This is a genomic window from Arthrobacter sp. P1_D4 (genome assembly GCF_056406115.1).
In genome coordinates, this window is the sequence record NZ_JBFUAU010000003.1 from 124,003 (window position 1) to 138,666 (window position 14,664).

General features: G+C 67.0%; 14 protein-coding genes. 5 read left to right on the plus strand and 9 right to left on the minus strand.

Annotated elements, in window-relative coordinates; genetic code table 11:
• Positions 1–89 precede the first annotated feature (89 nt).
• The gene (gene ggt, locus AC1D0A_RS04840) at positions 90–1,910 is read left to right on the plus strand and encodes a gamma-glutamyltransferase (RefSeq protein WP_476945330.1); all 1,821 of its coding nucleotides are present in this window, start codon (positions 90–92) and stop codon (positions 1,908–1,910) included.
• A gap of 51 nt (positions 1,911–1,961) precedes the next feature.
• Here ggt and AC1D0A_RS04845 read toward each other — a convergent pair whose 3' ends face one another.
• Positions 1,962–3,512, minus strand: a complete 1,551-nt coding sequence (locus AC1D0A_RS04845) for a M1 family metallopeptidase (RefSeq protein WP_476945289.1) — start codon at positions 3,510–3,512, stop codon at positions 1,962–1,964.
• A gap of 229 nt (positions 3,513–3,741) precedes the next feature.
• Here AC1D0A_RS04845 and AC1D0A_RS04850 point away from each other — a divergent pair, with 229 nt between their 5' ends.
• Positions 3,742–4,299 (plus strand): FtsX-like permease family protein, encoded by a 558-nt coding sequence (locus AC1D0A_RS04850; protein ID WP_476945290.1) that lies wholly within the window; start codon positions 3,742–3,744, stop codon positions 4,297–4,299.
• 33 nt (positions 4,300–4,332) lie between these two features.
• On the opposite strand, the gene AC1D0A_RS04855 is transcribed toward AC1D0A_RS04850, so the two are convergent.
• Positions 4,333–4,635: a DUF4193 domain-containing protein gene (locus AC1D0A_RS04855; protein WP_028277900.1), complete on the minus strand. Its 303-nt coding sequence runs from the start codon at positions 4,633–4,635 to the stop codon at positions 4,333–4,335.
• 163 nt (positions 4,636–4,798) lie between these two features.
• On the opposite strand from AC1D0A_RS04855, the gene AC1D0A_RS04860 reads away from it, so the two are divergent.
• Positions 4,799–5,179 (plus strand): DUF7793 family protein, encoded by a 381-nt coding sequence (locus tag AC1D0A_RS04860; protein ID WP_459385023.1) that lies wholly within the window; start codon positions 4,799–4,801, stop codon positions 5,177–5,179.
• A 337-nt stretch (positions 5,180–5,516) separates the two neighbouring features.
• Here AC1D0A_RS04860 and AC1D0A_RS04865 read toward each other — a convergent pair whose 3' ends face one another.
• Positions 5,517–6,227, minus strand: a complete 711-nt coding sequence (locus AC1D0A_RS04865; protein WP_028277901.1) for a hypothetical protein — start codon at positions 6,225–6,227, stop codon at positions 5,517–5,519.
• Between the two features lie 81 nt (positions 6,228–6,308).
• On the opposite strand from AC1D0A_RS04865, the gene AC1D0A_RS04870 reads away from it, so the two are divergent.
• Positions 6,309–6,779: a MarR family winged helix-turn-helix transcriptional regulator gene (locus AC1D0A_RS04870; protein WP_223916881.1), complete on the plus strand. Its 471-nt coding sequence runs from the start codon at positions 6,309–6,311 to the stop codon at positions 6,777–6,779.
• Between the two features lie 75 nt (positions 6,780–6,854).
• A complete protein-coding gene (locus AC1D0A_RS04875) occupies positions 6,855–7,043 on the plus strand; it encodes a hypothetical protein (RefSeq protein WP_043436522.1) in 189 nt (62 codons plus the stop codon).
• 65 nt (positions 7,044–7,108) lie between these two features.
• Here AC1D0A_RS04875 and AC1D0A_RS04880 read toward each other — a convergent pair whose 3' ends face one another.
• The 6 genes from AC1D0A_RS04880 to AC1D0A_RS04905 all read right to left on the minus strand — a co-directional run bounded on the left by AC1D0A_RS04880 (position 7,109) and on the right by AC1D0A_RS04905 (position 14,655).
• A complete protein-coding gene (locus tag AC1D0A_RS04880) occupies positions 7,109–8,473 on the minus strand; it encodes an MFS transporter (RefSeq protein WP_476945291.1) in 1,365 nt (454 codons plus the stop codon).
• A 176-nt stretch (positions 8,474–8,649) separates the two neighbouring features.
• Positions 8,650–9,354: a FadR/GntR family transcriptional regulator gene (locus tag AC1D0A_RS04885; RefSeq protein WP_243177271.1), complete on the minus strand. Its 705-nt coding sequence runs from the start codon at positions 9,352–9,354 to the stop codon at positions 8,650–8,652.
• A gap of 10 nt (positions 9,355–9,364) precedes the next feature.
• The gene (locus AC1D0A_RS04890; protein WP_028277905.1) at positions 9,365–10,492 is read right to left on the minus strand and encodes an L-talarate/galactarate dehydratase; all 1,128 of its coding nucleotides are present in this window, start codon (positions 10,490–10,492) and stop codon (positions 9,365–9,367) included.
• 100 nt (positions 10,493–10,592) lie between these two features.
• On the minus strand, positions 10,593–11,513 hold the full coding sequence (locus AC1D0A_RS04895) for an AEC family transporter (protein WP_476945292.1): 921 nt from the start codon (positions 11,511–11,513) through the stop codon (positions 10,593–10,595).
• 185 nt (positions 11,514–11,698) lie between these two features.
• On the minus strand, positions 11,699–13,027 hold the full coding sequence (locus AC1D0A_RS04900; RefSeq protein WP_476945293.1) for an enolase C-terminal domain-like protein: 1,329 nt from the start codon (positions 13,025–13,027) through the stop codon (positions 11,699–11,701).
• The gene (locus AC1D0A_RS04905) at positions 13,024–14,655 is read right to left on the minus strand and encodes an aldehyde dehydrogenase (NADP(+)) (protein WP_243177274.1); all 1,632 of its coding nucleotides are present in this window, start codon (positions 14,653–14,655) and stop codon (positions 13,024–13,026) included. The genes AC1D0A_RS04900 and AC1D0A_RS04905 overlap by 4 nt, the downstream gene beginning before the upstream one ends.
• Positions 14,656–14,664: the final 9 nt, after the last annotated feature.

Here is a 14,664-nt window from a genome sequence, read left to right on the forward strand (position 1 = left end):
CGCGAGTGTTGAGTGTCGCACGCCTGCGTAGTAGCGTGACAAGCACTGTCAATACACGTAACACGGACTCGGGAGCGATCATGGCATATATGACACGGGGGCTGGTGGCTGTCACGGCGGCCCTGGCATTGAGCGTGACGGGTGGCGCCGTCGCCGCCCCTGCGCAGGCCGATCCGCGGGAGACCGCAAAGACGTCAACCGCCACCGGCTACGGCGGAGCGGTGAGCACCGTGGATCCGGAGGCATCCGCAGCGGCGATCGAGGTCCTCCGCAAGGGCGGCAACGCAGCGGATGCCGCCGTCGCCGCAGCCGCGACCCTTGGCGTGACTGAGCCGTACAGTGCCGGGATTGGCGGCGGAGGTTACTTCGTGTTCTACGACGCGAAGACCGGCAAGGTGGGCACGATCGACGGCCGCGAGACCGCACCGGCCAGAATGCCGCACGACGCGTTCATCGACCCAGCGACCGGCAAGCCCTTCAATTTCACGCCCGAGCTCGTCACAAGCGGCGTCTCCGTTGGCGTCCCCGGCACCCCGGCTACCTGGGCGCGTGCCCTGGACCGGTGGGGCACGTTGAGCCTCGGCGATGCCCTCAAGCCTGCCATCAAGGTGGCCACCCGTGGATTCGTGGTCGATAAGACGTTCCGCCAGCAGACCCTCGACAACAAAGCCCGGTTCGAGGCGTTTCCCTCGACCAGCAGCCTCTACCTCCCGGGCGGTGACGCCCCCGCCGTCGGCAGTGTCTTCCAGAACCACGACCTCGCCGAGACATACCGGCTCCTCGCGAAAAAGGGCACGGACGGCTTCTACGGCGGGCCGCTTGCGGCCGAGATCGCGGCCACGGTGCAGGCTCCGCCCAAGACTTCCAACACAAAGCTTCCCGTTCCGGCAGGCCACCTGACGACGGCGGATCTCGCCGCATACCGCGCCCTGGATCAGGCGCCCACGCACGTGGACTACCGCGACCTGGACGTCTACGGCATGGCGCCCTCCAGCAGCGGCGGCACCACCGTGGGCGAGGCGCTGAACATCCTGGAGCCGTCCAACCTGTCCGGGATGTCCACGCCGGGCGCCCTGCACCACTACCTCGAGGCCAGCGCGCTTGCTTTCGCGGACCGTGGCAAGTACGTGGGGGACCCCGCGTTCGTGAGCGTTCCCACCGCCGCGCTCACGGACCCGGTGTTCGGCAAGGAGCGTGCCTGCCAGATTGACCCGCTGCACGCGGCAGCGAAGCCGGTTGCGCCGGGGAACGTGTCCTCGTACGACGGCGCGTGCCCGGCCGCCGCCGTCGCGCCCGCGGTCGAGTTGGACACCGAGAACATCTCGACGACCAACCTGACCGTCGCGGACAAGTGGGGGAACGTGGTCGACTACACGCTCACGATCGAGCAGACCGGAGGGTCCGGCATGGTGGTCCCCGGCCGCGGCTTCCTGCTCAACAACGAGCTGACCGACTTCTCGACCGTCTACGATCCGGCCGACCCGAACCGGATCGAGCCGGGGAAGCGCCCGCGCTCGTCCATGTCGCCGACCATCATCCTCAAGGAGGGCAAGCCGTTCCTCGCCCTCGGCTCGCCCGGCGGATCGACCATCATCACAACCGTCCTGCAGACCATCCTGAACCGGGTGGACCTTGGCATGACCATCTCCGGGGCGATCGCTGCACCGCGTGCCTCGCAACGGAATACGGCCAAGGTCACGGCCGAACCGGAGTTCATCGCCAAGTACGGCAGCCAGCTGGCACCATTTGGCCATCAGTTCACCCCGTCTGGGGATGCGTTCACCTCGGCAGCGGAGATCGGCGCCGCGACCGCCATCGAGTTCCTGCCTGACGGCGGCATGGTCGCAGCCGCCGAGCCCGTGAGGCGCGGCGGGGGATCGGCGATGGCCGTTAGGGCGTCGCGGAGGTAGGGCGGATGCCGCCTGGCGCGGGTGTCGCGCCAGGCCGGAAGTTCCTCACCACTACCGGAGCGTGCTCCTCGGCGTGTTGTGGGAATGCGTGGGGGCCGGTCCTGGGATCACTTGAGTTTTTGCTGCCGCTTGCTGTGGCATCGCCGGGCGGTCGCCTTTGCGCAGCCAGTCGTCAAAGAACGCGTCGAGCTGCTGGCCGGACGCGTTTTCCATCACGGCTTCGAAGTCTTCCGTCGTCGCCGTCGAGTCGTTGTAGCGGCTCAACCACGTCCGGGTGCCGCTGAGGAATGCCGCGTCGCCGATCTTCGCGCGCAGCGCGTAGAGGGCAGCCGCCCCGCGGAGGTAGACCTGGCCCGCGAACAAGTTGTCACGGCCCGGGTCTGCGATGTTCAGCGCCCAGCGGTTGTTCGCGTCGAGGTATGCCACCGCGTCTCCGAACTGTTCCGGCATCGTGGCCGCGCCTTGGTGCTCGGCCCACAGCCACTCGATGTACGTCGCCCAGCCCTCGTTCAGCCAGATGTCCTGCCAGTCGGACAGGCTCACCGCGTCTCCGAACCACTGGTGCCCGAGTTCGTGCACCACCGTGTATTCGTCCGCAACCTCCGAGTAGACCGGCCGCGTCTGCGTCTCCAGCGCATAGTCGACCGTGTCGTCGTCGACAATTGCGCCGAAGGCCTCGAATGGGTACCGCCCGAACTGGCCCTCAAGGAATGCGATCATCTGCGGCTGCAACGCAAGCGACGCCTTCGTCTCGGCCAGTGCCGCTCCCGTCACGTCCGCGTCGATCGCATTGATGATGGGCAGCCCGTGTGGACCGACGTCGTACGACAGGGCAAAGTCGCCGACGTTCGCCGTCGACAGATAGCTGGCCATCGGGTCCGAGGCCTTCCACGTCCATGTGGTCCATCCCGTCTTCGTCGCCGGCGTGCCGACGGGCAGGCCGTTCGCCACGGCCGTCTTCCCCGCCGGCACCGTAATGCGGAACGTATAGGTCGCCTTGTCTTCAGGGTCGTCATTCACGGGATACCAGGTCGCCGCGCCCTCGGGCTCGTTGACGACCATCGCACCGTCAGCGGTGGTGACCCAACCGTAGAGCGCTCCGGTGGTGTCGAGCGGCCGGCCGGTGGTTCCGCCGTACTCGATCACGATCGACGTCGTCTGTCCGGCCTTCAGCTTCGGCCGCAGCCCGACCGTGAGTTCCCAGATCCGGTTCGCGTCGTTCTGCACTTGGGACCACTTGGCTGCCTTGCCGTCGACCTGGACCGACGTGACGCCCAGGCCGCGCAGGTCGAAGTTGAGCGACTCCAGGTTCTGCTTCGCACGGACGGTGACAGTCGCGACCCCGCTGAGGCGGCCTGCGAGCACCGCGGGATTGGTCGGTGGCGTATAGCGGAGGGCGAGGTCGTAGTGCAGGACGTCATAGCCGCCGTTGCCGGCGAACGGGAAATACGCGTCCCCGCTGCCGGGAGCGCCCGCCGTGTAATGGGGGTTGTCGTGGCTGGGCGCGGCCTGCGCGGCCCCGCTGATTGCGCCGACGCCGGCCACCGCCAGGACGAGGATGACCGCTGTCCATCGCAGGAGCCCTCTGAAGTGCTGCCTCATCACCCATTTCCTCCATCCTGGTCTCGGGATGTCCATTTGGGTGAAACAGCAGAACCGTTGTCCCGAAAAACGATCTCGGTCTGAGAAGTCATGACCGTGCCCCCAATGCAGTTGTGGAATGTCGCCCATGATCCCCACCGCAACTTGGGAAAACCTTTATACCTGTCCAAGTTGAGGCCGTCAGGCCCACGGAAGCCTGCCGATGCGCTGGACTCGGACTCCAGAGCGCATGGGCACGATCGACACCACTGCACCCATCCTCAGCGCCCGCGGTGTCCGCCACGCGTTCGGACAGACCGAGGCGCTGCGCGGTATCGACGTCGACGTTCACGCCGGTGAGGTACTCGCGGTCATGGGCCCGTCGGGGTCGGGTAAGTCCACCCTGCTGCACTGCCTGGCCGGCATCCTTGCCCCGGACGGCACCTTCGTCGCCGTCGTCATCGCCGGCATTTCTCTGGCCGTGTCCACGGCTGCCGCGATGCTGGACCGAAAACGCGTGCTGGGCCTGATGCGGCTGATGGGCATGCCCGTTGAAGTTGTTCGCGGGGTCATCGCAAGAGAGGCCGCGGTTCCCCTTGTGGCAGTGCTTCTGTTGTCAGCCGGGCTCGGATTCTTCGTGGCCTGGCTGATGGTTATCTCATTTGGCGGGGGCCGGAACATCACCTGGCCCGGCCCCGTATACTACGCCGCCGTGTCCTTCAGCATCCTGCTCGCACTGGCCGCAGTGACAGCGGCGTTCGGACTGGTCCGTTCCAGCACCGCTATCCCGGCCACCCGGTTCGAGTAGGACCATAGACCTGGCTTTGGGCCTTCCCCGCTTTTAGCCCTCGCAGTCCGTGCAGTAGATATCGGTGCCGGACTGCCGGGCGATCTGGGAACGGTGCCGGACCAGGAAACAGGAGCTGCAGGTGAACTCGTCGTCGGCCTGCGGGATGACCTGGACAATCAGCTCTTCGGCGATGAACTCGCCGCCGGGGACTCCGGCCCCGTCCAGCCCGTCGGCCTCGTCCAGTTCCTGGACGACGCTGCGGGCGTCCGGTGCGTTGGCGGACTGGAGTGCTTCCAGGGAGTTTTCCTGGGTTTCCTTAACGTCCGAGCGGACTTCGTCGTAATCGGTTGCCACGTGGCTTGTTCTCTTTCTCGAGTCTTTACTAGGCTAAGTGCAACGTACGGCACCCCGCGGTTGTTCCTCAGGCGAGGCCAGAATCCACGCCGTGCGGCGTTCGCCGGCCACACCATGGGCGCGGTGCCGGGCGCCGCCGCAGTTCGGGCCTAGGATCAACGGCATGATGCAGGGACCAATCGACGCCGCCGACGGGAAGAACTCGCTCAGCGTCGATGCAGGGATACTCAAGAGCGTCTGGCGCCCGGGTTCCTTCGTGGACGCCGACGACGCCCGGGACGCCATGCTTGCCGTGGACCGGATCAGTGGCGGGACGCCGATGCCAATGCTCTCTGAGATGACCGACGTGGTGTTCAGCGCGGCGGCCAGATATCAGTTCGCGCAGAGCAGGGGCGTGGTGGCCATCGCGGTCCTCGGATCCAGCACAGTCGACAGGGTGATCGCTTCCGCCACGAGCCGGGAGACCAAGTACCCGCACGAGTTCTTTACATCCAGGACCGACGCAATCGCATGGCTGAAGGAAGTCATCCAGAGCCGCGATTAGGAATTGCCACAGGGCCTGGCGCTGCATTCAAATCTGTCCCCGATCCGAGACAGACCGGTCTTTCCCGTTGTAAAGTGTCTTCACGGTTTTCCGCCCCGCTGGCTCCAGGAAGGTATGCAGGGCTCTCGGGATCGTGGCCGGTTGAAGGGGCGGCGGAAACGCCCGCACAGCCCTCGATATCAGGCGCCGGACGGTCGCCCGGGCGCCGTTCAGCCGCCCGTCAACCCCTGCTGCATCATCGTCCCATCGAGCGCGTGCGCTATGGCCGCGCGGACGCGGGCGTGCTCGGAGGCCTTTCCGGGGAGGGAGCCTAGACCGGGCGGCCAGCTCGACAGGCTCAGGGTTCGCGTCGATTCGCGGCAGCCCGGCTCCGCGGTAACAGGAATCCGACGGCAACAAGCCAGAGCAGGCCGCCGAACCGCCCGACGGGCAGCAGGAACTGGAGCGGCTCGATCACCATGGAGAGGAAACTCAGTTCGGACAGGGCGGCGATGACCAGGCCGGCCCAGGCCAGCCAGCGCGGCACGAAGCGCAGGATGAGGGCGGGGACGGCGATTCCGGCGATGAGGAGTCCCAAGCCGACCACATAGGCGACGCCGCCCGTGATGAATGCGAGAAACGACAATGCATGGGTCAATGGCACATCGGTGGTGATTTCCGGGCGGCTCAGGACCCACCCCACGGCGGCCGAGAGCATGAGGAACACCGAGGCGGCAATGCCGCCAAAGAAGCCGATTGCGGGCCCGGGGACGCGCACGCCAAGCCGGAGCTGCCGGGCGTAAACGGTGGCCGCAAAGATGCCGAGCGGGACCGCTGAGCCGAATTGGAACAGGCTGGCGAGCCGCACGGCGTCGGTGTTCCCGTGAAAATATGCCGCGACCTGGCCGGCGGGGGAGAAGGGCGAGACGTAGGCCTGCCCGTTGGTGAGGATCGCGCTGCTGAGCAGGGCCGCGATCGTGAGTCCCAGACTCACGGCCGCCAGGATGCCCGGGTTGGGGCCGCCGGATCGGGTCGAGGGAGCAGTGTGGTGGGAGGACAGGTCAGTCATGATGGCTTCTTTCCGATAATTACGTCACAACTAAAATGATTCACCTGTTGAATGATTCTGTCAATGGCGTAATATTGGGGCATGGACTCACCGGATCCGCCGCGGCCGAAACGAACCGCTTTCCTGCTGTCCCAGCTCGGGGCGCTGGCATCGGCACGCTTCGCCGAGCGCACGCGCGAACTCGGCCTGACCCCAAGCGACGCGGGTGTCCTCCGCCTGCTCGGCCGGAGCCCCGGACTGAGCCAGCGGTCCCTGGCCGACCGCCTGGGGGCGGTGCCGAGCCGCGTGGTTCCCCTCATCGACTCGCTGGAAACGCGAGGGCTGGTGGCCCGCGTGCGCAGCAGCGCCGACCGGCGGAACTACGAGCTCAGGCTGACGGCCGAGGGCACGAAGGTTCTCGGGGCACTGCGCGGAATCGCCGAACGGCACGAGGCCGAACTCCTGGCCCCGCTCACCAGCGAACAGTCTGCGCAGCTGGGTATCCTGCTGGCCAGGTTGGCCAGCGCCCATGCCCTCGACACGGACCTGCATCGGGACACGAGGCCGGAATGAACCCGGCGTGCCGACCGGTTCTTCGGGGCAATAGCCGTCCTTTTCAGCCGGCGGGCAGTGTGGGATCATCCCGGTATGGGCGAAAATACTGAACCGCGGGTGAGCTTGCCCTCCGGCCCCGAGCGCCTGAAGGGCACGCATCACCGCGACGTTGATGGCTACGGAAATCCGATCACGCAGCAGCTGCGCATCATCGGTCAGCGGCGCCGCGAAGCCGAAGAAAAGCTCGACCGGCACCTGCAGGACGCACGCAAGAGCCACTGAGCGCGGCATGGGCGATGGAAAAGGCAGGCGCCCGTCGGGCGCCTGCCTGTCCTTTCCGTGCCCGTCTACTTGGCGGCCACGGCGAACGCCGGCGCCTCCTCGGGCGCAGCCACGTGCCCTGCCGCGGCCTCGGACTTGCGCTCCTTGAGGAAGTAGACAAGGCCGGCGGCGATTGTCGATGCCGCTGCGAGGGCGAAGAGCCCCGGGATGACGCTGCCGGTCTGCTCCTTGATGATGCCGAAACCAAACGGCGCCACGAAGCCACCGAGGTTGCCCAGGGAGTTGATGATGGCAATGGCCGGCGCGAGGATGAGGGGGTGCAGGCCTGACTGGGGGATGGTCCAGAACAACGGTGACGCGCTCTTGAATCCCATGGCGGCGATGGCCAGGAACACGAGGGCCAGGACCGGGGAGGCGACGGCGGCTGCGAGCGTTCCGACGGCGGCGACCAGGAGCGCAGCGACGAGGAGGGGCCGCTTGGACTTGGCCTTGTCCTGCCACTTGGCGGCGAAGTACATGGCAAACACGGCGCAGACCCAAGGGATGGCGGAGAGGAATCCGACGCTCAGGTCCGTGGTCCCCGGGATCTGCTTGACGATGCTGGGCAGCCAGAACGTGTTGGCGTAGATGGAGAGCTGCACGGAGAAATAGATGCCGCAAAGGAGGAGGATCTGGGGGTTCAGGAGCATCTTCCAGCGGTTGATCTTCCCGCCGGGATTCCCGCCTGAGGCGGGGGCGTGCTGGGCGTCCTCGTCCGCAATCGCCGCGGTGAGGGCAACCTTCTCGCCCGCTGTCAGCCATGTGGCGTCCGCGATCTTGGCGTCAAGGACAAAGAACACCGCAATGCCGACAACCACGGAAAGCAACCCCTCGAAGCCGAACAGCCACTGCCAGCCGCGGAATCCCAGGACGTCGTGGAGGCTGAGCAGCATTCCGGCGATCGGGCCGGAGAGCGCCGCGGCGACCGAGGAGCCGGCGATGAAGATCGCTGTTGCTTTGCCCCGCTGCCCGGCCGGCACCCAGCGGGCGAAGTAGAAGATGACGGCGGGGAAGAAACCGGCTTCCGCTGCGCCGAGGAGGAACCGCAGGGCGTAGAACATGGTCTCGTTCTGCACGAACACCATCAGAAAAGAGACGATGCCCCAGCTGATCATGATCCTGGCCAGCCAGACCTTGGCGCCGTACCTCTCCATCATCACGTTGCTGGGCAGTTCGAAGATTGCGTAGGCGATGAAGAACAGCCCGGCCCCGAACCCGTAGGCGGCGGCGCCGATGCCGACATCTGCGTGCAGATGCTCCTGGGCATAGCCGATGTTGGACCGGTTGAGCTGGTTGCAGACCAACATGACGAGCATGATTGGCAGCACCCGCTTGAAGAACTTTTTCGTGGCCAAGGCCACGTCCGTGACAGCGTTGTCGACAGACTGCATGGAGATTTCCTTTGAATTGGCGAAGCTGGTCGGCCGGGGCGGGCAGTTGATTGTGGCCCTCGCCACAGCGATTCTTCACTTTATTCGGCGGCGGTAATGCCCGTCCAACACATTAATTGCATCGATGGATACCTTGAGGGACTGGAAGTCCCCCGCCCGATGTCCGGACCCTGGGGTCAACCGTGGCCGGGAGCGGCGGCGCGCAGCCGCCGTCGGGAATTTGCCAGATGGCTTCGCATCGCCGCTGACGACGACGGTCCGTCGCCCTCCGCGATGGCGGCGACGATTGATTCGTGTTCCTGCACCACTTGGTCGAAATGCCCGCGCGCATCAGGCTCGCCGCTGCCCACGAGCCGGCCGCGGGGCATCGCGATCATGGTCGGCCCCAGGGATGCGAGGCAGTCGGAGTAAAAGGGGTTTCCGGAGGCTGCGGCAATGGCCCGGTGGAACTCGTAGTCAGCCTTCATGGCGTGTCCCGGGTGGGCCGCGCTGTCCACGAAGTCTTCAAAAGCCTTCCGGACAGCGTTCAGCTGCCGGTCTGTGTGGTTCCGGGCGGCGAGGGCCGCAGCCTCGGACTCCACCGCGATGCGGAACTCCAGCTGCCACAGGCGGTCTTCCAGGCTGGCCACGGGGCGGCTGCCGGCCGCCTGCTGCGGGCCGTCCGGCGGCGGGGTCAGCGCGAAGCTGCCCCGCCCGCGTTCGGTTTCCACGAGCCCCTCAGCCTGCAGCCGGGTCAGTGCCGAACGGACCACGGTCCGGCTGACGCCGAATTCGCTGATCAAGGTGTTTTCGCTGGGCAGCTTCGCGCCCGGCGCAATGACGCCGTCGACGATGCGGCGTCGAAGATCGCTCGCGAGGTCCGCGGTCAGGTTCCGGCTCATGGCTTCAAGGTTACTTGCCGAATTCCACAGATTCTGTGGTCCAGGCGCGCGCCTGCTCGCTGAGGGAGATGCCCAGCCCGGGGCGGTCCGGGACCAGCATGCGGCCGTTCTTGGTTTCGAGGCGCTCGTTGAACAGCGGATCGAGCCAGTCGAAGTGTTCCACCCAGGGCTCGCGCGGGTAGGCGGCGGCGAGGTGGAGGTGGATTTCCATGGCGAAGTGCGGGGCGAGGCCGAGTCCGCGCTCGTCGGCCAGGGCGGCCAGGCGCAGGAATTGGGTGATACCGCCGACGCGCGGGGCATCAGGCTGGATGATGTCACAGCCGTTGGCGCTGATCAGGCCCTTGTGCTCCGCGACCGAGGCCAGCATCTCGCCCGTGGCGATGGGGGTGTCCAGGGCGCGGGCGAGGTCCGCGTGGCCTTCGAAGTCGTACGCGTCAAGCGGTTCCTCGATCCAGACGAGGTTGAATTCTTCCAGCCGGCGGCCCATCCGCAGTGCGGTGGCGCGGTCCCACTGCTGGTTGGCGTCCACCATGAGTGGGACGTCCCAGCCAATGTGCTCGCGGATGCCGGCGACGCGGCGCAGGTCCTCGGCGGTGTCCGGAAGGCCGACCTTGATCTTGATGCCGCCGATGCCTTCGTCCAGCAGGACGGTGGCGCGGGCCTTGACCTCGGCCAGGGAGGCGTTGAGGAAGCCGCCTGACGTGTTGTAGGTCTGCACGGAGTCACGGTAGGCGCCCAGGAACTTGGCCAGCGGCAGGCCGGCGCGCTTGGCCTTGAGGTCGTAGAGCGCGATGTCGATTGCGGCCAGCGCCTGGGTGGCCACTCCGGAGCGGCCCACGGACGCACCGGCCCAGAGAAGTTTGGTGTAGAGCCGGCCGATGTCGTTCGGGTCCTCGCCGATGATGCCTTCGGCGACTTCCTTGGCGTGGGCGTACTGGGCCGGCCCGCCGGCGCGCTTGGAGTAGCTGAACCCGATTCCGCTGTGGCCCTGTTCGGTGGTGATTTCGGCGAAAAGGAACACGACCTCGGTCATCGGCTTCTGGCGTCCGGTGAACACTTTCGCGTCACTGATCGGAACGGCGAGTGGAAGCCTGGCCGTGGACAGCTTTACATGGCGGATGAGATCAACGCTGGTCATGGTTCTCCCTGAAATTCCTGCGAGGCAACTCCGCCTCGCTCAACTTAGGCTACAAGTTACTTACTTGTATAACAAGTGCTGGCAGAGTGTTTCGCCTCAGTCAGCCAAGCAGCCAGGCGATGACCAGCAAAGAGCCGGCGCAGAGCAGGGTGGTGCACAGGATGACGTCCCGGGCAACGATCACGCCGCGCTGGTACGGGGAGGCGAAGAGGAAGACATTCTGGGCCGTGGGCAGCGCGCCCATGATCACGATGGCCAGCAGGTGCTGCCCCTCGAGGCCGAAGACGAAGCGGCCCAGCGCCCAGACGATCACGGGCATGCCTGCGATCTTCAGGAAGGTGGCGACGAGCGATTCAGTGCGCCCGTCGCCCTTTTGCAGCGGGGCCTTGCCGGCCAGGGACAGTCCGAAGGCCAGCAGCACCATGGGGACGGCGCCGCCGGCGAGCATGTCGACGGGTTTCAGCAGCAGTTCCGGAACTCTCCAGCCGGTCAGTGCGACCGCCGCGCCCAGGCCGGAGGCGATGATCATGGGGTTGGCTAAGGGCTGCAGCAGCATTTTCCGCCAAGAGATCCTGGACCCCGATGCGACACCCAGCAGGGTCAAATAGACCGGCGCCAGGACGAGGATCTGTGCCAACAGGACGGGAGCCACGTGCTGGGCCGTTCCCACGGCGTAGAGGGAGACGGGGATCCCGATGTTGTTGGCGTTCGCGTAGCTGCTGGCCATCGCGCCGACGGCTGTCTCTGCCACCGGCCGGCGGAAGAACAGGACACTCAGCAGGGAATAGAGCAGCCCCACGGCCGCCGCGGAAAGCAGCGCCAGCGGGGCATCAGTTCCGAGCGCGGCYCGGATATCGCTGCCGGCCACCACCGTGAACAGCAGTGCCGGGTTGGTGATGTAATACGCCGTGCGGGTCAGGGCGCCCTGGACTTCCGGTCCGAGGATCCGCAGCCGGGCCGAGAGATATCCGACGGCGATGACGGAGGCGACGATCAGTATGCCGGTGAGAACGCCGCCCAAGATTGGTCCTTCGTGTCGGGTGCCTGCGGCCAGGGGAGCCGGMAGCGGGCTGCCGCACGGCCGAAGCCTCTCCTGCGCCAGGAGGGCCGGCCGTGCGGCAGCGGTGGGGATCCGCCTCAGGGATGCTGCCCGGCGGACAGTCCCTAGCGAACAGACCCTAGTGAGCAGTCCCTATCGAGCAGTCTCTACCGAATCAGGCAGGGCCGTTTGGGGTCGAAGGACCAGCCGTCAATGTAGTACTGCATGCCGATGCTGTCGTCGCGGGCGTCGAGGCCGTGTTCCAGGTACAGCTGGTGTGCCTTGTCCAGAGCGGCGCGGTCCAGCTCGATTCCGAGGCCCGGAGCGTCCGGAACCCTGATCGCACCTTCCTTGATCTGCAGTGGTTCCTTGGTGAGCCCCTGGCCGTCCTGCCAGATCCAATGCGTGTCCAGCGCCGTGATTTCTCCCGGGGCGGCCGCCCCGGTGTGGGTGAACATGGCGAGCGAGATGTCGAAGTGGTTGTTCGAGTGCGATCCCCAGGTCAGGCCGAATTCGGCGCACATCTGGGCCACCCGGACGGAACCGTGCATGGTCCAGAAATGCGGGTCCGCGAGGGGGATGTCCACGGCGTTGCTGCGGATGGCATGGGACATTTCGCGCCAGTCCGTCGCGATCATGTTCGTCGCGGTCTTCAGCCCGGTGGCGCGGCGGAATTCGGCCATGACCTCGCGTCCGGAGAAGCGGCCTTCCGCGCCGCAGGGGTCCTCGGCGTAGGCCACAATGCCCTGCATGCGTTGGCCCAGCCGGACGGCCTCCTCCAGGAGCCAGGCGCCGTTGGGATCATGGGTGATCCTGGCCTCCGGGAAACGCCTGGCCAAGGCCGTCACCACATCCACCTCGGCGTCACCGGAGAGCACGCCGCCCTTGAGCTTGAAGTCGCTGAATTCGTAGCGTTCCTGGGCGGCTTCGGCCAGGGCCACCACGGCCTCCGGTGTCATGGCCTCCTGCCGGCGGAGCTTTTCCCACCGGTCCGCCGGCGCGTCCTCCACCAGGTACGGCAAATCCGTTCGGCCGGGGTCGCCGATGAAGAACAGATAACCGAGCATGGGCACCGAGCTGCGCTGCTGGCCGTCGCCGAGCAGTTCCGCGACGGGGACGCCGAGGAACTGACCGTGCAGGTCAAGGAGGGCGGATTCGATCGCGGTGACGGCATGGACGGTGGTGCGCAGGTCAAAGGTCTGCAGGCCGCGGCCGCCGGCGTCGCGGTCGGCGAACTTCGCCGCGACGTCCCGGAGCAGGGAGCGGTAGCGGGCCACCGGCTGGCCGGCCAGGAAGATGCCGGCTTCCTCGATGGTGGCGCGGATCTTTTCCCCGCCCGGCACTTCGCCGAGTCCGGTGCGGCCATTCGAATCGGTGATAAGAACGATGTTGCGGGTGAAGAACGGGCCGTGCGCGCCGCTGAGGTTCATCAGCATGCTGTCGTGCCCGGCAACGGGGACCACTTCAACGTGGGCAATGGTGGGCTGCGTGCTCACGCGTTGACCTCTGCTTTCTCTGTTGCTGCCTCTTCTGCTGCGGAGGCTTGAACGACGCCGTCGATCCGGCGGTTCAGCCGCCACGGGTTGGGGTCCTGCAGCGGCGCCGGGAGCAGTTCCTGTGGCAGGTTCTGGTAGGCGACGGGGCGCAGGAACCGGCTGATTGCCAATGTACCCACGGACGTGGTCCGGGTGTCGGATGTGGCGGGGAACGGGCCGCCGTGCACCATGGCGTGGCCAACTTCGACGCCGGTCGGCCAGCCGTTGACGATGATCCGGCCGACCTTTTGCTCCAACACCGGGATGAGGGGGGCAGCGGCGCGGTAGTCCGACTCGGTCAGTTGCAGGGAGGCCGTGAGCTGGCCTTCGAGCCGCTGGGCGGCGTCAACGAGCTCCTCGGTGGTGGAGTAGCGGATCATCAGGCTGGCGGCGCCGAAGATTTCCTGGTGCAGGACGGGGTTGGCCACGAACTCGGCGACAGACGTGCCGAAGATGGCCGGAGCCGGGGCGTTCTTCGTCGCCCCGTCGGCGCCCTGGCCGACGACGCTGACGTTCCCGGCGGAACCCAGTGCATCGGCTCCGGCGTGCCAGGACCCGGCGATGCCTTCGGTCAGCATGGTCTGCCCGGCGCATGAGGACACGGCCCGGCCTACGGCGGCGCCAAAGGCGTCGCCGGCCGCGCCGGCGGGGGCGAACAGGAGGCCGGGGGAGGTGCACAGCTGCCCGGAGCTGCCGGTGACGGCGGCAACGTACTGCCGCGCGAGAACGCTGATTTCTTCGGCGTTGCCGTCGAGGGCGCCGGGGAAGACGAACACCGGGTTGAGCGAGGACATTTCCGCATAGACGGGAATGGGTTCGGGCCGGGCGGCGGCGGTGCGCATCAGGGCGATGCCGGCGGACTGCGATCCGGTGAAGCCGACGGCCTTGATGGCTGGATCGGCGACGAGCGCCTGGCCGATGCTGGTGCCCGGACCGTAGATCAGCGAGAACACGCCCGGGTGCAGCCCGGTGTCGCGGACGGCCTTGGCGATGGCCTGGCCGACGAGTTCGCCGGTGCCCGGATGCGCATTGTGGGCCTTGAAGACCACGGGGCAGCCGGCGGCGAGGGCGGAGGCGGTGTCGCCGCCCGCCGTCGAGAAGGCCAGCGGGAAGTTGCTCGCACCAAAAACGGCGACGGGACCAAGCGGGATCTGCCGCTGCCGGATGTCCGCCCGCGGCAGCGGAGCGCGGTCCGGCAGCGCCGGGTCGATCCGGACCCCGCGGTAATCCCCTTGGCGTACGACGCCGGCGAAGAGCCGGAGCTGGCCGGTGGTGCGCGCCCGCTCGCCCTGGAGCCTGGCGGCCGGTAGTCCGGTCTCGAGGCCCGCTCGGGTGATGAGTTCCTCGCCAATCGCCTCGATGTTCCCGGCAATGGCCTCAAGGAACCGGGCGTGGGTTTCCGGGTCGAGCGTGCTGAAGGAGGGGTAGGCCGCGGCGGCCGCTGCGGTGGCGTCCTTCAGCTGTTCCCCGGTGAGCAGCGTGTAGCCGGGTTCGAGCCGTTCGTTCGTGGCGGGATTGAAGGCGTACGCCGTCGCGCCGTCCCCGGCGACGGCCTGGCCGGCAATGAGTGAGCGTCCGGTGAGTGTCACGGTGCATCC

What these genes read in the sequence shown, in the direction of transcription:
- ggt (WP_476945330.1), top strand. Translation starts at nt 90, where the DNA reads ATGACACGGGGGCTGGTGGCTGTCACGGCGGCCCTGGCATTGAGCGTG.
- AC1D0A_RS04845 (WP_476945289.1), bottom strand. Translation starts at nt 3,512, where the DNA reads ATGAGGCAGCACTTCAGAGGGCTCCTGCGATGGACAGCGGTCATCCTC.
- AC1D0A_RS04850 (WP_476945290.1), top strand. Translation starts at nt 3,742, where the DNA reads ATGGGCACGATCGACACCACTGCACCCATCCTCAGCGCCCGCGGTGTC.
- AC1D0A_RS04860 (WP_459385023.1), top strand. Translation starts at nt 4,799, where the DNA reads ATGATGCAGGGACCAATCGACGCCGCCGACGGGAAGAACTCGCTCAGC.
- AC1D0A_RS04865 (WP_028277901.1), bottom strand. Translation starts at nt 6,227, where the DNA reads ATGACTGACCTGTCCTCCCACCACACTGCTCCCTCGACCCGATCCGGC.
- AC1D0A_RS04870 (WP_223916881.1), top strand. Translation starts at nt 6,309, where the DNA reads ATGGACTCACCGGATCCGCCGCGGCCGAAACGAACCGCTTTCCTGCTG.
- AC1D0A_RS04875 (WP_043436522.1), top strand. Translation starts at nt 6,855, where the DNA reads ATGGGCGAAAATACTGAACCGCGGGTGAGCTTGCCCTCCGGCCCCGAG.
- AC1D0A_RS04880 (WP_476945291.1), bottom strand. Translation starts at nt 8,473, where the DNA reads ATGCAGTCTGTCGACAACGCTGTCACGGACGTGGCCTTGGCCACGAAA.
- AC1D0A_RS04885 (WP_243177271.1), bottom strand. Translation starts at nt 9,354, where the DNA reads ATGAGCCGGAACCTGACCGCGGACCTCGCGAGCGATCTTCGACGCCGC.
- AC1D0A_RS04890 (WP_028277905.1), bottom strand. Translation starts at nt 10,492, where the DNA reads ATGACCAGCGTTGATCTCATCCGCCATGTAAAGCTGTCCACGGCCAGG.